The organism is Peribacillus sp. FSL K6-5616, assembly GCF_038008245.1.
GTDB lineage: Bacteria > Bacillota > Bacilli > Bacillales > DSM-1321 > Peribacillus > Peribacillus frigoritolerans.
Genome location: NZ_JBBOYT010000001.1, coordinates 2,199,106 through 2,219,564, shown reverse-complemented (window position 1 = coordinate 2,219,564; position 20,459 = coordinate 2,199,106). Strand labels below are relative to the sequence as shown.

The 20,459-nt window shown below is 37.3% G+C and carries 18 protein-coding genes; 16 read left to right on the top strand and 2 right to left on the bottom strand.

What is annotated here, in order from left to right; genetic code table 11:
- Window positions 1-168: 168 nt before the first annotated feature.
- From MHB45_RS10620 to MHB45_RS10590, 7 genes are all read left to right on the top strand, one after another.
- Window positions 169-1,683 (top strand): glycosyltransferase, encoded by a 1,515-nt coding sequence (locus tag MHB45_RS10620; RefSeq protein WP_072273025.1) that lies wholly within the window; start codon window positions 169-171, stop codon window positions 1,681-1,683.
- Complete coding sequence (locus MHB45_RS10615) at window positions 1,670-2,851, top strand: hypothetical protein (RefSeq protein ID WP_048680289.1); 1,182 nt, start codon at window positions 1,670-1,672, stop codon at window positions 2,849-2,851. Before MHB45_RS10620 ends, MHB45_RS10615 begins: the two co-directional genes overlap by 14 nt.
- Window positions 2,852-3,195: 344 nt before the next feature.
- The gene (locus tag MHB45_RS10610; protein ID WP_048680293.1) at window positions 3,196-4,200 is read left to right on the top strand and encodes an NAD-dependent epimerase; all 1,005 of its coding nucleotides are present in this window, start codon (window positions 3,196-3,198) and stop codon (window positions 4,198-4,200) included.
- Window positions 4,201-4,659: 459 nt separating this feature from the next.
- Complete coding sequence (locus tag MHB45_RS10605; RefSeq protein ID WP_065421112.1) at window positions 4,660-5,079, top strand: hypothetical protein; 420 nt, start codon at window positions 4,660-4,662, stop codon at window positions 5,077-5,079.
- 4 nt (window positions 5,080-5,083) lie between these two features.
- On the top strand, window positions 5,084-5,848 hold the full coding sequence (locus MHB45_RS10600; RefSeq protein ID WP_072273024.1) for a glycosyltransferase: 765 nt from the start codon (window positions 5,084-5,086) through the stop codon (window positions 5,846-5,848).
- A gap of 283 nt (window positions 5,849-6,131) precedes the next feature.
- Window positions 6,132-7,862 (top strand): phospho-sugar mutase, encoded by a 1,731-nt coding sequence (locus tag MHB45_RS10595; protein WP_048680301.1) that lies wholly within the window; start codon window positions 6,132-6,134, stop codon window positions 7,860-7,862.
- A 921-nt stretch (window positions 7,863-8,783) separates the two neighbouring features.
- Complete coding sequence (locus MHB45_RS10590) at window positions 8,784-9,170, top strand: DUF192 domain-containing protein (RefSeq protein WP_072273023.1); 387 nt, start codon at window positions 8,784-8,786, stop codon at window positions 9,168-9,170.
- Between the two features lie 622 nt (window positions 9,171-9,792).
- Here the strand turns inward: MHB45_RS10590 and MHB45_RS10585 are convergent.
- Both MHB45_RS10585 and MHB45_RS10580 read right to left on the bottom strand, forming a co-directional pair.
- Window positions 9,793-10,962, bottom strand: coding sequence for a DUF418 domain-containing protein (locus tag MHB45_RS10585; protein WP_048682318.1), 1,170 nt, complete (start codon window positions 10,960-10,962; stop codon window positions 9,793-9,795).
- Between the two features lie 246 nt (window positions 10,963-11,208).
- Window positions 11,209-12,399 carry an MFS transporter gene (locus tag MHB45_RS10580; protein WP_063593622.1) on the bottom strand — a complete coding sequence of 397 codons (1,191 nt, stop codon included), beginning with the start codon at window positions 12,397-12,399 and terminating at the stop codon, window positions 11,209-11,211.
- 294 nt (window positions 12,400-12,693) lie between these two features.
- Between MHB45_RS10580 and MHB45_RS10575 the strand changes: the two genes are divergently transcribed.
- The 9 genes from MHB45_RS10575 to MHB45_RS10535 all read left to right on the top strand — a co-directional run bounded on the left by MHB45_RS10575 (window position 12,694) and on the right by MHB45_RS10535 (window position 20,444).
- On the top strand, window positions 12,694-12,909 hold the full coding sequence (locus tag MHB45_RS10575; protein ID WP_048682327.1) for a hypothetical protein: 216 nt from the start codon (window positions 12,694-12,696) through the stop codon (window positions 12,907-12,909).
- Between the two features lie 424 nt (window positions 12,910-13,333).
- Window positions 13,334-13,732 carry a hypothetical protein gene (locus MHB45_RS10570; RefSeq protein WP_048682329.1) on the top strand — a complete coding sequence of 133 codons (399 nt, stop codon included), beginning with the start codon at window positions 13,334-13,336 and terminating at the stop codon, window positions 13,730-13,732.
- Window positions 13,733-13,802: 70 nt separating this feature from the next.
- Entirely contained in the window at window positions 13,803-14,264 is a 462-nt protein-coding gene (locus MHB45_RS10565; RefSeq protein ID WP_072273021.1) for a flavodoxin, read from the top strand.
- A gap of 36 nt (window positions 14,265-14,300) precedes the next feature.
- Complete coding sequence (locus tag MHB45_RS10560; RefSeq protein ID WP_081088605.1) at window positions 14,301-15,074, top strand: hypothetical protein; 774 nt, start codon at window positions 14,301-14,303, stop codon at window positions 15,072-15,074.
- A gap of 554 nt (window positions 15,075-15,628) precedes the next feature.
- Window positions 15,629-16,804, top strand: a complete 1,176-nt coding sequence (locus tag MHB45_RS10555; protein ID WP_081088604.1) for an acyl-CoA dehydrogenase family protein — start codon at window positions 15,629-15,631, stop codon at window positions 16,802-16,804.
- A gap of 210 nt (window positions 16,805-17,014) precedes the next feature.
- Window positions 17,015-18,169 (top strand): betaine/proline/choline family ABC transporter ATP-binding protein, encoded by a 1,155-nt coding sequence (locus tag MHB45_RS10550; protein ID WP_072273020.1) that lies wholly within the window; start codon window positions 17,015-17,017, stop codon window positions 18,167-18,169.
- Between the two features lie 12 nt (window positions 18,170-18,181).
- Complete coding sequence (locus MHB45_RS10545; protein ID WP_072273019.1) at window positions 18,182-18,835, top strand: ABC transporter permease; 654 nt, start codon at window positions 18,182-18,184, stop codon at window positions 18,833-18,835.
- 11 nt (window positions 18,836-18,846) lie between these two features.
- A complete protein-coding gene (locus MHB45_RS10540) occupies window positions 18,847-19,764 on the top strand; it encodes an osmoprotectant ABC transporter substrate-binding protein (RefSeq protein ID WP_072273018.1) in 918 nt (305 codons plus the stop codon).
- 17 nt (window positions 19,765-19,781) lie between these two features.
- Window positions 19,782-20,444 carry an ABC transporter permease gene (locus tag MHB45_RS10535; RefSeq protein ID WP_048682342.1) on the top strand — a complete coding sequence of 221 codons (663 nt, stop codon included), beginning with the start codon at window positions 19,782-19,784 and terminating at the stop codon, window positions 20,442-20,444.
- The last annotated feature ends 15 nt before the right edge of the window (window positions 20,445-20,459 follow it).

Genomic DNA, 20,459 nt, shown 5'->3' with positions numbered 1-20,459 from the left:
TGTGTCATGGCACATACTTAAATCCCCCTTTGTATTAGACAAATGCATACTCTCTGCCATTTAGCTTTACTGTATGTTATTAGTCCATGCGTACCTAGAGAGTCCTGCATAATATACTTGAAAAGGTCCAGGAAATTTGCTTACTATGCATGAAAGGAGATCATTTATTTGCACACAGTTATGCATTTGAATTTAAGAGTTGATCCGACCCAATATATCTCACAGATTCGAGAAGTTCCTGATTATGATTATATTCATATGGTACGACAACCTAAGTATATGATAGATCTTTCCCTTTTAAATGAGAAGGTTCATTATCTCAATGAAGTTTTCTCACCAAAAGAATATGTCAAAAGAAATAATATCTCCCTATTACATGCTCATCATGGCCAATTAGGGATGTTATTACTTCCTTTTAAAGAGGAAACAAACCTTCCGTTGGTAACAAGTATTAGAGGCAGGGATGCAACCCTGGCTAATCAGCCCATTGGCTATCTAGATAACATGAAAATGCTATTTGATCGAGGGGAGCGTTTTTTTCCAGTTTGTCAGTATTTAGCAGATAGGTTAATTGCTTGGGGTTGTCCTTCAGAAAAAATTAGAGTGTTATATGGGGGCGTTGACCTTAACGAATTCAAATACCGGGCACCACATAAAGGGGATTCTCAAAACATTCTATCCATCGGTAGGTTGGTGGAAAAAAAAGGACATCACATCTTAATGCAAGCTTTCCAAAAAATCAGAGGTAAATTTCCAAATGCAACCTTGACGATTATCGGTAGAGGTGGGCTTGAAGAATATCTCATTTCATTGGCAAATCAACTTAATTTAGGAGACTCTTTTCGCCTATTAAACCATCTCCCTAAAGATCAAGTTCGAGAACGAATGACCAATGCCGATATATTTTGCGCCGCGAGCTTAGAAGCTGCCGATGGAGATGTAGAAGGTATACCTAATACATTAAAAGAAGCTATGGCGATTGGAGTACCAGTGATTTCGACCAATCATGCCGGTATCCCTGAATTAATAACAAATAACAAAGAAGGGGTTTTAGTACAAGAAAACAATGTGGATGAACTGGCAGATGCTCTTGAATTTATGCTATCTAACAGAGAGATATGGGAAACATATACAGTAGCGGCTCGTCAAAAAGTGGAACAAAAATTTAACCTCGCCCAACAACTCCGACAACAAGCTGAATTTTATGATGAACTTGTAGCCCCTTATAAAGTAGGTAAACGATATTTGGTAACACCGCGCCAAATAGATAAAAAAGTCCATAAGGAGACTCCACAGCCTCAACAGCAAGGTAAGTATGATGGCGAAAGGATAGCGCCTAGAAAAAAAGCCGAATTAGCCAAAAAAGCCCTTATTTATATGCAACAGCTTCAAGGGCTCCAAGGGTTTCAAGAGCTTCCACAGCTACAACAACTTAAACAGGTTCCACAGCTTCAACAGCAGACTAAATATAAAGTCAAAGATGAACTGGTAGCATCTAATAAAAATGAAAAAAAAGCTAAAGTTCAACAGAGAGCTAAGGATCATGATGAAAAAATAGCTTCTCGTAAAAAAGAAAAAAAGGCTCATAAAGCCGAAAAAGTCAAAAAAGCCCTATATAAACTTCAAAAGTTTCAACAGCAGGCCATAGATGAGCAGTTAGGAGGAGATCATGGAGGACTTTAAAACCATTACTGTTACCAAAGGTGAAAAATCTTTGGAAATTCACAATCCAACTAGCTATTCGCTGATTGGAATGGGTGCTCAAGGTGCAGTTTTTCAACTTTCAGAAGATAAATGTGTAAAAATCTATTCAGACCCAGTACAAGCGAAAATGGAGGAAGAAGCTCTTGCAGCTGGAAAACATCTACCCTTTATGCCTTTGGTATATGAAACAGGACCAAACTATATAGTCATGGAATATTTTAATGCACCGACCTTAAAAGAATATCTGAGAAATTGTACGTATATCCCTGATTCTATAGTAAAGAAACTTCTCTATATATTAAAGGAATTAAAACAAGCAAAGTTCACCATGATAGATGCCCCCCTACGCCATATTTTTGTCGTTGGTAATGAGGAACTTAAGGTGATTGACCATGTAAATTCCTTTAAAAGGATACACCCTGTACCATTAAAATTATTAAGAGATTTAAAAATAATCCTTTTAAAGGACTCGTTCCTAGATCAAGTGAAAAAGCTTGAACCGGACACCTTCAATGAGTGGGAGGATTATTTCAATCAAAATAGTTTGGATTTTAGAAACATTCCAGTCCACTCAGGAGGGTCAGGTAATGGAGTGAAAGTGGATAGCGCCATAACACAAACCCTCATTGGAAAAGGGCATCAAGGTGCTGTTTATCGAGTGTCTGAAGAGACATGCGTTAAACTTTACGGAAAAACTGAACATGCAAATCAGGAAAAAATGGTCCTTTTATCAAGTCAAGACTTGCCCTTTATCCCGAAAGTCTTTGAAACAGGACCCAATTATATTTTAATGGAATATCTATTAGGACCAGATTTAAATACGTTTCTTAAAAAACAATCTGTACTTTCTGAGGACATCACAAAACGATTACTCTATATATTAAAAACAATGGAAAAATCAGGTTTCAAACAAATTGATGCCCCATTACGACATATTATTGTAACCAAGAATGGTTTTAAATTAGTCGACCATGTGTACTCTTTTTCACGTGAACAAAAAAGACCTCTCGAGTTATTTAAAGACCTGCGAGAAAGAAATTTTTTAGATACTTTTTTAGAACAAGTGAAGGCGTTAGATCCCGGTACGTATGCTGAATGGACAAAAACACCAATCCCATTAGATGAAAATGAGAATACCCTTGTATAGTCATAGTTATCTAACCGTAAACGAGCATATAAAAAACCGATGATGATTTCGCATTCACCGGTTTCCAAGATGGTTTTAGCATTAACTCACTTACGTAAGTGCTAGTTCACAGCGGGTATAAGAGTGAATAACTCATGAGGCTTAAAGCGAAAAAGATAGCATTTACGAATAAAACGTTAGTCTCTCTCCAATGAGAATTTTGAGTTTATTTCCTCTTTTTATCCGTCATGAATTCTGTTCTGTCGGTGTAAAGAAACGAAAGTACCACTGTATAAAAAATGTAGTCAGTGTTCCGAAAAAGGTGTCAGAATCCCAATGTAATAGGAAGGGTTGGAATTAATGCTATGAACATTTTAGTAACAGGGGCAGCAGGGTTCATTGGTTTCCATTTAACAAAACGTTTGTTAGCCCTAGATAACAAGGTTATTGGAGTAGACAATATTAATGATTATTATGATGTTATTTTAAAAAACAATCGACTGAAGATATTAGAAGAAAACCCTGATTTTGAATTCCATAAAATGGATTTGTCAAATAAAGAAAAATTAAATCAATTATTCAAAGACAAAACCATTGATATAGTCATTAACTTAGCAGCCCAGGCTGGAGTACGTTATAGCATAGAAAATCCGGATTCTTATGTTAATTCCAACCTTGTTGGTTTTGTCAATATCTTGGAGGTTTGTAGACACAATAACGTAAAGCACTTAATTTATGCATCCTCTAGTTCTGTATATGGAGCAAATACTAATATCCCCTTCTCAACTAAAGACCCAGTGGATCATCCAGTAAGTTTATACGCTGCCACTAAAAAGTCTAATGAATTAATGGCTCATACTTATAGTCATTTATATAATATTCCAACCACAGGACTCCGTTTCTTTACGGTGTATGGTCCATGGGGGAGACCTGATATGGCTTATTACTCTTTTACTAAAAATATAATCGAAGAGAATACAATAAAGGTTTTTAATAATGGAGATATGAGAAGAGACTTCACTTATATTGATGATATAGTTGAAGGAATTGTCCGGTTACTTGATAAACCACCGATTCATACTATTGGATGGGACAGAGCTAACCCTGATTCAAGTTCAAGCTATGCCCCATACAAAATTTATAATATCGGTAACAATAAACCTATAAAATTAATGGATTTCATTAACACATTAGAAAAACTAATTGGCAAAAAGGCAAAAGTAGAATTCTTACCAATGCAACCGGGAGATGTTAAGGAGACATATGCAGATATCGCCGATTTGCATGCTGATGTGGGGTTCCATCCTTCAACAACAATAGAAGAAGGTTTAGCTCATTTTGTAAATTGGTACAAAAAGTACAATAAATAAGGAATAATAAGGTGTTGTCAAACTTCAATGTTGCATATTAGGCAGCACTGTTCAATAAATTAAAAGTTTAATATGTAAAAACCCAAAACCAAAGAATGGGTATATGGACGAATAATGCTAGTGAAAAAGATAAATTAAAAATTTTGTAAGTCATTAAAAGGAGAAAGTAATTTGAATCCTGAAAATATGAAAACCCCATTGGAAGTTCTTAATTAGTATAATTTGTCAGATTTTCTCATGACATCCCTTAAACGAAATTCTACAAAAGATCCTCTATTCAAATTAAATCCTCTGTTTGAAAACTGTTCTGAAGACCTACCATATAAAGACATTTATAAAGCCGATTCTATGTCCCCTCCTGAATATCACAAGCAAGTGAAACAAATTGCAGAACGGGAAAAGAGAAAATTTCTTATTAAAGGGACTGAGGTGAGATGAAAACTATTGCTTATTTTGTAAGTGAAAACATTAAAACACCAACGTTTTATATATAATCAAATCGTAAAAATAACTAACTATCGCACAATCGTAATCGGCCCATTCGACAATGCCGACCGTACAGAATTCCCCTTCGAAAACTACTATAATATAAACAAAATTAAAGATCTAAAAAAGTTCTTCGAAGAACAAGATATCATAGCCATTCATGCTCATCACGGCTCACACGGACAAGAGATTTTGCCTGTATGTGAAAAATATAATATTCCTTTGATTGTTAGTATTAGAGGACGAGATGGTTCGGACAGACCGGAAATTTTCGAAAAAAATGCTAAGCGATATTCAGCATTAAATAAACATGGTGCACACTATTACCCTGTATGCCAATATCTTGCAGAAGGATTAAGAAGGTTAGGAATTCCGGCTAAGAATTCCGGCTAAGAATATGCATGTATTATATGGTGGTATCGAATTAGATCTTTTCCCTTATTCTAACCGAACTCTTCCTACAATAGGCGAAATAAGAGTTTTATCGGTAGGTAGACTTGTAGACAAAAAAGGATTTGTTACTCTTATAAAAGCATTTAAACGTATTTATACACAATATCCAAATGCTAGACTGCATATTATTGGAGCAGGTGAAGATGAGAAACGAATTAAATCCACCATTGCAGAATATAACCTTAAAGATGTTGTGATTCTTAGAGGAGCTATGGATTCAAAACAAGTTTCGGACGAATTGAAAAAAGCCCATATCTTCTGTCTAGCAAGTCAGACAGCTAAAAATGGTGATATCGAAGGTATTCCTAATGCCTTAAAAGAAGCAATGGCTAGCGGTTTACCTGTCGTTTCCACTCGACACGCGGGAATCCCTGAATTAATTGAACACCAGAGAACAGGATACCTAGCTCCAGAAAAAAATGAAATGGAGTTAGCGAAGGGCATACAATTCTTTATAGAAAATCCAGATATTTGGAACGACTATACGGAAAGAGCACGGAAAGTCATTGAAGAAAAATTTGATGTCAATAAACAAATTATTGAGCAACAAAGATTATATTCTCTTATTAATACAATGAAAACAGAAACGGCAACGAAAAAGAAAACTAAAGCGGCAACGAAAAAGAAAACTAAAGCGGAAACGAAAACGAAAAAGAAATCGAAAACAAAAACAAAAACGAAAACGGAAAAGAGTAAAAAGAAAAAATAAATCAAGTAAGGAAACAGCATTGCGTGAAGGAAAAGAAGAATAAAATGACACTCTTCCAAAGTATTGGTTGGAAAAATGAATAGATCGTAACCAACAACTTTGGAGGGAGTGCATTTGGCGATTCTACTATCTCCGTTACAGGATGAAGTACGTGAAAAGGGAGCTATGCTCTAGGATCGATGGTTAGATTTCATATTCAATTGATCGCTTGCAATGTGTATTACGATCAAAAAGAAATGCCAAACAAAGTAAAAACATACAGGCAGGAAGGAGCTGTATTTTCATGGACTGGAAGTCTTTATATAATATTTGGACTAGTTATCCCAATTTAAATAATGAAATGCGTTTAATGCTTGAAGAAATGGAGGATGATGAAATATCACTTGAAGACGCATTTTATAAAAATTTGGAATTCGGGACAGGTGGTATGCGAGGGGAAATGGGGCCAGGTACGAATAGGATGAACATTTATACCGTGCGAAAAGCGACTGTAGGACTTGCTGAATATATTCAATCGTTTGGGAATGAGGCAAAATCCAGAGGAGTCGTAATTGCTTACGATTCAAGACATAAGTCTCCCGAATTTGCATTGGAAGCAGCCAAGACTTTGGCAACAAAGGGAATTAAAGCTTATGTATTTGATGAATTACGGCCTACCCCACAGCTCTCTTTTTCTGTACGTAAGCTGAGTGCATTTGCTGGGATCGTCATTACAGCAAGCCATAATCCGCCTGAATATAATGGGTATAAAGTGTATGGATCAGACGGAGCACAGCTACCTCCTAAAGCGGCGGATCAAGTCATTAATTACGTGAACGCGATTGAAAGTGAGCTTTCCATTGTAGTGGAGGACGAAGAAATCCTAAAGGACAGAGGGCTCATTCAAATCATTGGCGAGGAGCTGGATACCGCTTATAATGAGCATTTACTCACTATTCCTGAAGATTCAAAGTTAGCAGATGAAGTCGATGTAAAGCTTGTGTTTACACCGCTTCATGGTACAGCCAATAAATCAGTAAAACGTGCTTTGCATGATTTAGGATATCGAAATGTCCATATTGTTAAAGAACAGGAAATGCCTGATGCTAATTTTCCTACTGTTAAAGTGCCTAATCCAGAGGAACATGCTGCGTTTGAATTGGCCATTGCGCTTGGAAACCGTGTTAATGCTGATTTATTGATTGCCACCGATCCGGATGCGGATAGGCTTGGAATTAGCGTGAAGAACAATGCTGGAAATTATGTAGTATTAACAGGCAACCAAACAGGCGCTCTTTTTTTGGATTATCTAATTTCACAAAAACAAAAGAAAGGGACCCTTCCTCAAAATGGAGTCGTATTAAAGACCATCGTGACTTCAGAAATAGGACGGGCGATTTCTGAGCAAAATGGTTTAAAAACCGTAGATGTTTTAACTGGATTTAAATACATTACTGAAAAAATCAATGAATACCACACAAGTGGAGAACATTCTTTCTTGTTTGGCTATGAAGAAAGCTATGGATATCTAATCAAAGATTTTGCACGTGATAAGGATGCCATCCAAGCTACTATTCTGGCGGTGGAAGTCTGTGCCTATTACAAAAAGCAAGGTAAAACGATGTACGAAGGTTTACTGGATGTATTCGATAAATATGGATATTACTTGGAAGATTTACGGTCGTTGACTTTAAAAGGAATTGAAGGTGCGAAGCAAATTCAAGCGATTCTGAATGAATTCCGGGAAAATCCACCAGATGAAATCTCTGGTCATCAAGTAGTGGTTCGAGAGGATTATCTCAGCAGTAAAAAATACATGTTTGGGACAAATAGGGAAGAGGACATCAAGCTCCCGAAGTCGAACGTATTAAAATTCTTTCTTGAAGATGGAACATGGATATGTTTACGACCTTCCGGAACAGAACCTAAAATTAAATTTTATTTCGGTGTTCATGGAAGCTCGATGAAGGAAGCTCAGGGAAAATTATCCACCGTTACGACAGACTTTATGGAGAGTATCAATAAAATGCTTTAAAGGAGGACCCTCATTCAGAGGATCTTCAAAAAAACTGGGGTCAGCTTTCAATATATAAAGAAATGCTGACCCTTTTTTTGCCCATCAATGGATTAGTGCTGCATTCTAAATCTAGCACTTAGCCTTTCAGTATCATAAATACCCTTCTTCAAATCAGATCTCAAGCAGAGTATACCAAACATGAGTAGGACAACGGGGCTTATGCGGATATGCATGACTATTCGACACTAATTGGAATATTGAGCATATAATATACTATACCAATCCACAAAATCCCCCTATGTAGTAGCCTTGCTGATACCGTATGACGTTACGTAGTACAGTTGTACAGGCCCAAGGATGGACCTTATGAAAGGTGCTAAATAGGGAGGATTCTTTTAGGATCCTCATCGGCGTTAATGTTGAGGCATTTCCCAATGAGACAAGCCTTGAAATGTCACTTAAAAGATGAAGTCTTAAAAGGTAAGACACGTACATTTAACATCATACATAATCGAACATCCTAACAAAAAAATCAACGTCCTAAATGGTTGGAATAATAACCGCGGCAGGACATAAAGTGAACTTTTGTACCGTTAAGTACATTTCTAATTTTATGCTTTCTAGCTCGTTCACCAATAATACTTCTGTAATATGGAACAGGCTCACGAAATTATCGCTTGCTCCAAAAAACACCTATGCTTTTATATACAGTTGCTGTGATTATTGAAAACAGAGTATTAATTTTAAAAGCCATGGAATAAAGTATTAGAAGTTAAATGGAGCTTGCTTAGTTATTTTTTCATCTGTATTCGTTTCATCACCAACTTTCTTCCTCCTTATTAGCAGGGAAAGAAAGTTGATTCTTTTTAAAAGAAGTTCATGAGATTGACATTTTCTTTTTTTAGAAAAAACGTCTATTCCCTGCGAAGGTGAGTGAACATGAAAAATAGAATTAATACAAAAGTGATAAAAATGATCAGTGGAAACAAGGTAACTAGATTAAATGTTCAAGTTGCAGATACTCAAAGGAAAAGAGAAAAGGGCTTGATGTTTGTTGGGAAATTACCCGAAAATGAGGGGATGTTATTTGTGTTTTCAGAAGAAATATATGGTGGATTTTGGATGAAAAACACATTTATTCCTTTATCTATCGCTTTTCTTGATTCATATGGGGTCATTCTAAAAATACTTGATATGGAGCCTTGTATAGAGGAGTATTGCCCTACCTATGATCCAGGAATTTTTTATTATTATGCAATTGAAGTAAATCTTGGATGGTTTGAAAAGAATCAAATCAAAGAAGGGGACTATGTAAAGTTTAATTGATTCATATCCCCACCTCTAGTTCTTGGAGGTGAATTTTTAAAAAGGGGTATTTATGTTGATTATGCTAGGAAGATTGTGAAGAGTTTTATTAAAACGAAAATGGTGTTTTACTTCATTACCGGGAGCTCAGCAGCTCCTTTTCTTATGCAACTAGAGAGGCAGGTTTCTTGAAGGGGCAACTTATATATTAACTTTTATTTCTCCGTTCTAACAAAGGCTGCACCCAGGCCTAGTAGTGGTGGAACCGCACCATAAGTCATGAGGTATTTAAATTATGCCAAGCCATATTCCTCAGTTATGAATTCAAAAGAAGTTTGACAGCATGATTATTAAACCAAAGATCTATTGCTGTATAAAACAAATCTTCTACATAATGTACTACAATTTTAATATTTCACTATAAAGAAGTAGATAAATTCAAAAAGGCCATCTAAAAAAAGAAAACCGAACTCAAATGACCGGTTTTCTTTTTTTCGTAAAGATTGTTGTTTTAAAACGAAACTATTTAAGGTTGATTGGGGCGGAAGTGCGAGACTCCCGCGGAAAGCGAGCATCTGGAGGGGAAATCAACCACACCTCACTACTTGGTAAATAGCAACAAAGTATGTGAAAACAGCCTTGATTATTGATGTTTATATACTAATCGCCTCAATAAATTTTCCAATGGACCATTCAGATTATTTTTTTCCAATAAAGTCGCCAAAACGAGAGAAAGGGACCAAATTCCTGCTGCAATCATAGCAGCTATACCGTTACTCACTCGCCCTCCTAAATCAAGTGCTACTGGTGATAGAAATAGCACGAGCATTGCCTCATTCCAAACATAGAAAGTTAATGAACGTTTTCCTAAAGCCATTAAAGAATCGCTAATGTATCCAAAATTGTTTAACCTTGCCCCAATCCATCCAAAAATCGCGGCATAGGCTAGTCCACCGGCGATTCCTGTTAACATGTGCAGTCCGGATATTAAACCTGCTATAAAGAACCTAGGGTGCCACAAGCTCCCTATAAAGGATAAAGGTAACGCTCCCAGGAATGAGACAGTCAACCCAATAATAGATATGAAATAAAGTGTTCTTACATGCTGTTCAGGCTTTGTTAATAACTGAAATCTAGCCATCCACATTCCAGCCAAAACGGAAGGAAGAATGGGGAACATTAAATGAATCATGATAGGAATGATAGGGAAAGAAAGCATGGATATCATGGCTGTGCTTAGGTATGTGTCTGTGGCTGAAACCTCTGGAGCAAAACCATAATTTCCGATTCCTTTCATGTTAAAGCCCCATAATATAGGGGTAAAAAGACAATATAATATTGTAATGATAGTTATCGTTCTTATTAGTGCTTTGTTCTCACGTGTTAATAGCCAGCTAACGAACAGCCCTGCTATACCGTATGCCATTAAAATGTCTTGACCACCGATGAACACCGCTAACATGATTCCAAATAAAATCAAATACCAGGAACGCCGTTGTATCGTTTTTAAGGCAACTTTTTTCCTTTTACCTTTAGAGATTTGACTTTCGAATGAGAGCACTAATCCATATCCGAATATTACGGCAAACATCGCTCTTGCCCGGTTATCAATAAAGAACATGCCAAAAAGATTAACGACTTGATCAAAAAAGTTTATACTTTCCGCCCTTTGCATGATCCCAGGTTCAGAGTTGTACAAATATAGCGGGGCATGTGCGAGGGCAATGAGCAGTAACATAGCACCTCTTGCTAAATCTAATGAAACGGCACGTTTTTTCCCTTTAATTATACTGCTGTTTAATGGAATGGACATACTGATCTTCTCCTTGGAATTAGAGAAATACTCCTGATTTTTTCAAATCTTTTCATAATGCTTGTTTTTTTGTATCTTTTCCACGAATGTCATTCGTCTTGGATACAATTTCGAATGTAGACTTGAAATGCGTCGTTCATCCTCTCATTTGATCTAGGCTATATTCCAGTTTATTAGGATCTTGTTCAACCAATGGGAAGCCAAGCAGCAAGAAAGCATCTCTCATTGGTGTTCTCAGCTTTTCTCCTATGCCGGTTTCTTTTGTTTCTGGTCCAAGCGATGACTCAGGAAAGTTAGAAGACTTGCCAAGATGGCAATCAGCCCGCCTACCAATGTCACACTCATCAAATTTCCCTGATGGTAAACAATTCCGCCTAATGCGGAACCAAAGGCGATACCGACATTGCTTGCCACAGGCATCAGTGAAGCAGCCAATCCTGTAGCTTTAGGTTGATAAATACCGGCTAGGTCTATCAAATATAGCTGGGTAGATGTTGTTAAAAGGATGGCCATTAATGACATCAAGCTAATGTTAATCAAGCCAAAGATAAAATTATCTGTCGTCCAATATAAACTGATCAGGACAACTGCTTGGACGAGGAAAACAAACCTAAGGCGTCCGATGGCATTGTAGCTGGCAATTTTACCAGCGAGTATGTTGCTGAAAATGGAAATGAATCCGTAGCCAAACAAGATCCAACTTATTGAACCACTTGGTGCTTCCATTCCTTTCAGGATCGGAACAAGATAAGTATATACGGCATACGTCGCTCCAAATCCAAGCGATGGAATGAAAAAGGCCATTAAGATTCGCGGGTGTGTCAACAAAGAAAATTGATCACGCATTGAGCTGCGGAATGGACTGTGCATAGTAGGCAAAATGAAGAAAGATGCCAAAAACGCAATAGCTCCGAGAAAAGTCGTTAACAGGAAGGTTGCATTCCAGTCGTACCTTTCAGCGATGACAGTGCCAATTGGTACTCCGATCACGTTTGCAAGTGTAAAACCACCGAAAACGAATGATATAGCAAGTCCACGTTTTGCGATTGGCATGTTTTCACTGGCAACAATCATAGCAAGAGAAATTAAAACTCCTGTTACAATCGCAGTCATCATCCGAAGTGCAAGGAGCATGACGTAGGTGGTTGAAATCACGCACAAAGCATTCAGGATGATGAACGAACCTATCAAGAACAACATCCATTTCCGTTTTGGAAAATGGCTTGTTGCCGACATCACGAGCGGTGTGGCAATGGCAAACGTAATGGCAAACGCAGAAACGAGTGTGCCTGCTTTTGCATTCGTAATATGGAGACTCGAGGAAATATCGGTTAAGATCCCGACGATAACAAATTCGCTTGTCCCGAGAACAAATGTTAATAAAGTAAGTGTTAAGATGAGCAGCCAATGCCGCTTGGTTAATTCTGTGGTGTGCATAAATACCTCTTTCCTTGATGAATGTAAAAGTTGTCACAGGGTGGAAAAACAATCTAACTATCATACCATAAACCATTTTTATGAGGAAAACCCTTGCATAGTTACCATAGATTATTTCCTGTTAAAAAAGCTTGTACCTGAATCACTAATTTTACCGTAACCTGTAATGTTAGAAAACAAAAAAAGAATTCGAAACGGATTAATAAGGAAAAGCATAAGGGTAACAAGATAATAAAAATGTAATACTCTATATCAGGAAGAAGACATAAATCAAACCATAAGGATGGGATCCTTATGGTTGATGAAATAAAACGGGAACAATGGAAAAAGAAAGTTATCGAAAATCTGAAGAGGGAAGCTGTCAAAAATATCATAGCAATAACGGGAGACCTAGCAAGATTAGATGCTAAAGTCAATAATACTTACACTGTATACATCAAGGATGGAAGGATGATAAAGAAGCAAACAAATGGGAAGTGTGTTGTCATTAATGGGGAAATACAAGGATAAAAAGTAGTGTAGGAACAAAGAATGCACTTTTTGAATGCGAAGGAAGATAGCGGCTGGACAGTTTCCTGCATTTAAACCGGGTAAGGGATAAAGACGATAAAATAGTTGTATAGCGTAAAAAAATACTCTGGGATGAGTTATTCTCCAGAGTATTTTTTTGTACTTGGCAGCAGCGGTAGCTAGGCATCTATTTTTCCAAGGCAACAAAACAAAAATATGAAAACTTAGCTAAAACAGATTGACAATGATAATCATTATCACATAAAATACTAATTGAAAATGATTATCAATTTCGATTGGTTCTCTGCATGTTAATAAAATGAATTTTGAATAGGCGGTAGCCGTCAAAAACAAATGGACTGACCAAGTGCCAAGGTTGAAGAAGAATTCAAAAAAACTGAATGTGAGTGAAGGAGGAGCACCTATGGATAAAAATTTTATTATATTAGAACTATTTCAGCATGAAGTAAGCTGCTGCTGTCCGGGTGAAAGGCACCAACATATAATTGAGTTTCTTCAAGGAGATGTTTGGACAATTACAAATGAACGGAAGTACATTGATTGCCTAGGATGGCACTCTTTAATAGTTGTCAACAACGAGTTTCAGTTTTTTATGCACGTGGAAGATATCGAGGAACTGTATTCCAAGGGCAGCATTTGCTCCATTTTGGATTTGAACCTTAAAATTAACCATTTGAGTTTTAAAGTAAACGAAGCACTCGATGCACATGATAGGGAGTCATTTCTTTCATTTTCCGATGAACTGAGCAACGTACAAAAAATTAAGAATAAAATGAACTCTGGTGATGTACATGCTTTTTAAGAAAATAAATTTCATGTACATATAACATAAAAACAATAAATCGTTCGAGATGTTGGAAGGGGAACTTATCATGTCTAAAATCATTATAATTTTTGCCAGTATGAGTGGAAATACAGAAGAAATGGCGAATACCATTGCAGAAGGTATCACAGAAATCAGTGATGTGAGTATCGAAAAGATAGATATTATGGATGGTCCTGAAGCTTCCATGCTTGAAGATTACGATGGGATCATATTAGGAGCATATACGTGGGGAGACGGGGAGTTACCCTATGATTTTTTAGACTTTTATGAGGATATGAATCATATTGATCTAACTGGAAAGAAGGCTGCGGCGTTTGGTTCCTGCGATTCATCTTACCCACAATATGGTGCAGCCGTAGATATTTTGACAGAAAAATTAAGGGAACAGGGTGCTGTTATCGTCCTGGAAGGGTTAAAAGTAGAATTAACCCCAGATGATGAGGATATCAAGAACTGCCAAAATTTCGGGAGGGAATTTATAAAGAATAGTTTTGTCACTTCAATATAGAATTTGAAATTTTATGAGGAGAGAGAGGAGAAGGGAATGATCGATAGGGAACATCGGATTTCCATTGCTACTTTAACTGATTATCATTTACAGGATTTTATAAGATGTCCTTATCAATTTTACTATTTTCATATTGAAGGAAAAATCACCACTCAATCGGATTGGAGGAAGATGGTTCAATTTGTGGTTAATCAAGTTGTAAGTCGATATTATAAACTTCCTCCAAAAAGTCAGACGACTAAGAAGGTTTTGGAGTTCATAAATGATCATTGGAGTGCCGTTGAAGTACATCAGTTCGAGTCGAAGATTCATTATTATAAGGCTCTTGCTAATATTACAGATCATTTACTCCAATGTTTAACTACTGAAAAAAATAAAAATCCACCTTTGTTTTTATATGAAAAATTTAACATGAACATGGATGAGTTGGGTACCGAACTTTCCTTAACTTTTGAAGTGGCAGAATGGTCAGGCAACTCATTCATCATAAAGAAGTATTTAGTTGATACAGATGAAGAAATGAATCTTTTATTTAATAATATGATTTCGGTATTTTGTGAAAAGGCATTTGATCAATTACCGGAAAGAATAGAGATATACTCGCTAATGGAAGGTAAAAAAGAAACATTTATACCAACCAAGAAGGATGTTTCTGGTGGATTGGAATACCTCAACATGATCAAGAATCTTTTACAAGAACCCAAAAAGTATTTGAAGACGGATTCCTTAGCAGTTTGCAAAAGCTGTTCTTACCAAAAAAGATGTTATGAAGGAATTAATATAAACCAAAAAAGATTTAGTAGTCAATAATCGTGTTTGAAAAACCTGGAATTATTGTCTATATTATTAGGAATTACAGTATATTAAAGAGAAAAGAAACGTTCCTGGATGTTGCCTAATTAACTGAATCAGAGAAATATCCTTCCAAAAAAGTTTTGGAGGGTTATTGGGCATGGCCCAAATAGTAGATCTAAGGGAATTGAATCTTTTAGAGAAGGATATTGACATGCTATTAGCTGATATATTTCACTAACGAAGGCTGTTAAATAACCATTGTACTAAGCAAAAAAAGAATGAGATTTGAGCGTAAAAAGAAGAATTGTCTATTTATTACATTTTGTATTCCAAGAATAACCTCGACAGAATATAAGTTCAAAACCAAATTCAAAGCGGTTAAGTCATAATCAAATCATTAAAAATGGGAAAAAATAGATTTTTAAAAGGAAATTCCATACTTTTGTTGAACATGAATATTGAGGAACATTTTAATTGTTTGAAATTGTAACCGTTTACATCGAGGCGTTTAACATATTTTATTTGTTCATGGTAGTAATGATCAGTAAAAAAAGAATGGAGGTTAGCCCATGGTTAGCACGATGGCAATCAATAAGGATGATTCCCGTTCCTTTCTAACGGAAGAACACCTATTATTTAAACAATCAATTCGTGAATTTCTCGCCAAGGAGGCAGTCCCCTTTTATGATAAATGGGAAAAAGAGGGGGAAATATCTTACTCATTTTGGGAAAAGGTAGGAGATAATGGATTTTTATGTCCATGGATTGAAGTGGAATTCGGTGGAATAGGAGCAAATTTTGGATATTCTGTTGTGCTGGCAGAGGAATTGGAGAGGGTGGGTTCAGCCTTGGGAGGAATATCCATTCATTCTGATGTTGTAGCCCCTTATATTGCTTCATTCGGAACAATAGATCAAAAACAAAGATATTTACCAAAGTTCATTACAGGGGAAATGATTTCTGCCTTTGCATGGACAGAGCCGGAAATCGGATCGGAATTAGCTGATATCCAAACCACAGCCATCAAGAAAGATGGGTATTACCTTCTCAATGGAGCCAAAACGTTCGTTACAAATGGCTTTAAAGCTGACTTCATGATAGTAGCATGCAAAACAGATCTAAATGCCGTTCCTCCCAAGGACGGAATCAGTCTACTGCTCATTGATAAAGATACGCCAGGGTTATCACGGGGAAGAAAGCTTAGTAAAACAGAACAGGGAAACTCAGGCACAGCCGAACTATTTTTCGATGATGCTTCAGTTCCAGTTGGAAACCTCCTTGGGGAGGAAGGGAAGGGCCTTTCATATATCATGCAAAAACTGCAGCAGGAAAGACTAATCTGTGCGATCAGGTCTATAATGGCAGCAAAAGACATGCTTCACTTGACGATGAATTTTATAAAAAGTCAAAAAGCAATTGATAAGAAAAGAAGTGCATTTAAAAAGGCACAGATTACCATCGCTGAAATAGCGACAGATATTCATCTGGGAAGAACGTTTATTGATGGGTTGATCTGTAAACATATGACTGGGGAGAATATCATAACTGAAGTATCGATGGCTAAACAATGGATAACGGAGATGTCTAAGCGAATATCTGATAAGTGCATGCAGTTGCATGATCGTTACGGAAGTATGGGTGACGATAAAATTGTCCGGCGTCATCGGGACATTTCTTTGCCAACATTCTTTACAGGGACAGATGAAACCATAAAAACCCTCATTGCTAAAAATATAGGATTTTAATTCATTTTTAATACTTTAAATCTATCAAACTGCCTCATACTTAATTGGGGTAGTTTTTTTATACCATTTTTTCAATATAAATACAATGAACTAGTTTTTTATAAAAAAAGGTTTAAGCAGTTTACCTTATGGGTACAAGAGACTGTGCATATGAAAAATTAATATTTTTGTAAAATTTGTAATTGTATGCGAATGATGGAGGTGCTTTTTATGTTGAAAATCGAAAATGTATCGAAAATCTATAAGGGAGGAAAGAAAGCTGTAAAAAATATATCACTGGATATTAAAAAAGGGGAGTTCATTTGCTTCATTGGTCCGAGTGGATGTGGAAAGACAACGACAATGAAAATGATTAACCGTCTTATCGAACCATCTGAAGGCAAAATACTTATTAATGGTGAAAATATCATGGAAAAAGACCCAGTCGAGCTTAGAAGACAGATCGGGTACGTTATCCAGCAAATCGGCCTTTTCCCTCACATGACCATTCTTGAAAATATCACCCTCGTTCCAAAACTTCTTAAATGGAATGAACAGAAGAAGAAGGAACGCGCACTGGAATTGCTTCAGCTTGTCGATATGGGACCCGAATACCTGGAAAGGTATCCCTACGAATTGAGCGGGGGGCAGCAACAAAGGATAGGCGTTCTCAGAGCACTTGCTTCCAATCCTCCACTCATTTTAATGGATGAACCTTTTGGCGCACTAGATCCAATCACCCGCGATGCCCTTCAGGAGGAGTTTAAAAATCTGCAGCGCACACTTGATAAAACAATCGTTTTTGTTACGCATGATATGGATGAAGCCATTAAGCTAGCCGACAGGATCGTCATCTTAAAGGCTGGTGAAATCGTCCAAGTGGGAACACCGGATGAAATCCTCAGAAACCCAGCCAATGAGTTTGTTGAAGAATTCATCGGCAAAGATCGTTTGCTTCAAACAAGACCCAATGTTGAGTTGGTTGAACAAATCATGAGTCGAAACCCAATTTCCATTACAGAGGAAAAATCCCTTACCGATGCTATTACGATAATGCGCGAGAAAAGGGTCGATTCTTTACTTGTGGTCGATGAGCAAAATGTTTTGAAAGGGTTCGTAGATGTTGAAACGATCAGTGAATATCGAAAAAAAGCTAAATTTATAAGCGAAGTCATCAATACTGAAGTCTATTCAGTGAAACAGGATACTTTAATCCGTGATTCCGTTCAAAAGATTTTAAAACGAGGTTTCAAATACGTGCCTGTAGTTGACCAAAATAAACATTTGGTCGGAATTGTCACTAGGGCTACATTGGTCGACATCGTATATGACAGTATTTGGGGAGAGGAAGAAAATCAAGTGGCAGAAGTAGTAGAAATGTTTTAGGAGGTGTAAGAGATGGAAACAATGCTCGAATTTTTACAAACGAACTGGCAAGAATTGGTCTTTAAAGCATGGGAGCACTTATATATTTCCATGATCGCTGTTTTCCTTGGAATAATAGTCGCTGTACCACTAGGAATAATGTTGACGCGAATGAAAAGGAGCGCATCAATTATAATCGGAATTGCGAACATTATGCAGACATTGCCAAGCTTAGCGGTTCTCGCCTTTTTCATTCCTTTCCTTGGCGTTGGGAAAACACCCGCGATTATTGCGTTATTTTTCTATTCCGTTTTACCCATACTCAGAAATACATACACAGGCATTAAAGGAGTAAATGAAAATCTGCTGGAATCCGGACGCGGCATCGGGATGTCAAGCTGGGAGAGGATTCGTCTGGTAGAATTCCCGCTTGCACTTTCCGTCATTATGGCTGGTATCCGTACGGCTTCCGTCTATTTAATTGGATGGGCCACCTTAGCTTCCTTTATTGGAGGCGGGGGCTTGGGAGATTACATTTTTATCGGTTTGAATTTATACCAAACAGAATATATCATCGCTGGTGCAGTTCCGGTAATCATCATGGCTATCCTGGTTGATTATGTATTCTCGATCATAGAGCGAAAAGTCGTACCAAAAGGCTTGAAAGGCATGAAGGAAGTTGCTTGAGGAGGATTACCATGTATAAAAAAAATAGAAATACAATTTTAATGGCCCTTATCGTTTGTGCATTAATGATCACCGGCTGTTCTTTGCCTGGTTTAGGGTCATCTTCTGAAACTACTGTAAAGATCGGTGCCCAAAGCATGACCGAATCTGAAATCCTTGCGAACATGATCGCTCAACTCCTTGAAAGGAATACGGAACTTGATACGAAAATCATCAAAAATCTCGGTTCGAATTTCGTTCAGCAGAAAGCGATGGAGACTGGTGATATAGATATTGCCGCAACTCGATATACAGGGACTGATTTAACGAGTGTCCTGGGACAGGAAATCGAAAAGGACCCAGTAAAGGCGATGGAAATTGTTCAAAGGGAATTCAAGGAACAATATGGGTTCAAATTTTTTGATTCTTATGGATTCGATAACACATATGCCTTTACGATTTCAAATGAATTGGCTGAGGAAAAAGGGTATCAGAGAATATCGGATCTGGAAAAGGATGCAGATAATCTAAGGTTAGGTGTGGATAGTGCTTGGCTGAAAAGAAAAGGGGATGGTTATAAAGGATTCGTCGATACATATGGATTGGAGTTTGGCGAAACTTATCCGATGCAGATTGGCTTGGTATACGATGCAGTCAAAAATGGTCAGATGGATATTGTCCTTGCATATTCCTCAGATGGACGGATTAAGGTTAATGATTTGAAGCTCTTAGAAGATGATAAACAATATTTCCCTCCATATGACTGTTCACCGGTCGTTACTGAAGAATTATTGGAACGGTATCCTGAAATTGAAGAGGAACTTAACAAGTTAATTGGCGAGATCACTACTGAAACCATGCAGGAACTGAATTATGAAGTGGATGGGAACTTGAAGGAGCCATCGGTCGTAGCATCGGAATTCCTTAAAGCACATAAATATTTTGAATAATTGGGAGGTGCAAACTAATGGAAACCTTGCAACAGTTGGGAACTTATTATTCCCAAAATTGGATGTATGTTCTTACTGAATTTTATCGCCATTTTTTAATGTCTGCTTATGGAGTGTTATTTGCAGCAATTGTAGCCATCCCGATAGGCATTTTCATCGCGAAACATAAGAAATTGAGTAATTGGGTATTTTCGATAACGAATGTCATACAAACCACACCAGCATTGGCTATGCTTGCACTCCTGATGCTAGTAATGGGGCTAGGGACAAATACGGTAATCTTATCGTTGTTTTTGTATTCATTACTGCCAATCCTGAGAAACACGTATGTCGGGATTACAAGTATAGATCATACTTATTTAGAATCTGGCAAGGCAATGGGAATGACAAAGCTCCAGTTACTAAGAATGGTCGAACTGCCATTATCTCTATCTGTCATCATGGCTGGCTTACGTACAGCTCTTGTCGTTGCAATTGGGGTAACTGCTGTCGGTACATTCGTAGGGGCAGGCGGACTGGGGGATATCATTGTCAGGGGAACGAATGCGTCAAATGGAACGGCAATCATACTTGCAGGAGCAATTCCGACGGCATTGATGGCCATTCTCTCGGATCTTTTACTCGGATGGCTGGAACGGATTCTTTCACCGATAAAGAAGAAAAAAGTTCATACTGCCTAGAACAAATCAGGAAAA

Bases quoted from the DNA above. Each gene is read 5' to 3' on its own strand.
- MHB45_RS10615 (WP_048680289.1), top strand. From the start codon at position 1,670: ATGGAGGACTTTAAAACCATTACTGTTACCAAAGGTGAAAAATCTTTG.
- MHB45_RS10610 (WP_048680293.1), top strand. From the start codon at position 3,196: ATGAACATTTTAGTAACAGGGGCAGCAGGGTTCATTGGTTTCCATTTA.
- MHB45_RS10600 (WP_072273024.1), top strand. From the start codon at position 5,084: ATGCATGTATTATATGGTGGTATCGAATTAGATCTTTTCCCTTATTCT.
- MHB45_RS10595 (WP_048680301.1), top strand. From the start codon at position 6,132: ATGGACTGGAAGTCTTTATATAATATTTGGACTAGTTATCCCAATTTA.
- MHB45_RS10590 (WP_072273023.1), top strand. From the start codon at position 8,784: ATGAAAAATAGAATTAATACAAAAGTGATAAAAATGATCAGTGGAAAC.
- MHB45_RS10585 (WP_048682318.1), bottom strand. From the start codon at position 10,962: ATGTCCATTCCATTAAACAGCAGTATAATTAAAGGGAAAAAACGTGCC.
- MHB45_RS10580 (WP_063593622.1), bottom strand. From the start codon at position 12,399: ATGCACACCACAGAATTAACCAAGCGGCATTGGCTGCTCATCTTAACA.
- MHB45_RS10575 (WP_048682327.1), top strand. From the start codon at position 12,694: ATGGTTGATGAAATAAAACGGGAACAATGGAAAAAGAAAGTTATCGAA.
- MHB45_RS10570 (WP_048682329.1), top strand. From the start codon at position 13,334: ATGGATAAAAATTTTATTATATTAGAACTATTTCAGCATGAAGTAAGC.
- MHB45_RS10565 (WP_072273021.1), top strand. From the start codon at position 13,803: ATGTCTAAAATCATTATAATTTTTGCCAGTATGAGTGGAAATACAGAA.
- MHB45_RS10560 (WP_081088605.1), top strand. From the start codon at position 14,301: ATGATCGATAGGGAACATCGGATTTCCATTGCTACTTTAACTGATTAT.
- MHB45_RS10555 (WP_081088604.1), top strand. From the start codon at position 15,629: ATGGTTAGCACGATGGCAATCAATAAGGATGATTCCCGTTCCTTTCTA.
- MHB45_RS10550 (WP_072273020.1), top strand. From the start codon at position 17,015: ATGTTGAAAATCGAAAATGTATCGAAAATCTATAAGGGAGGAAAGAAA.
- MHB45_RS10545 (WP_072273019.1), top strand. From the start codon at position 18,182: ATGGAAACAATGCTCGAATTTTTACAAACGAACTGGCAAGAATTGGTC.
- MHB45_RS10540 (WP_072273018.1), top strand. From the start codon at position 18,847: ATGTATAAAAAAAATAGAAATACAATTTTAATGGCCCTTATCGTTTGT.
- MHB45_RS10535 (WP_048682342.1), top strand. From the start codon at position 19,782: ATGGAAACCTTGCAACAGTTGGGAACTTATTATTCCCAAAATTGGATG.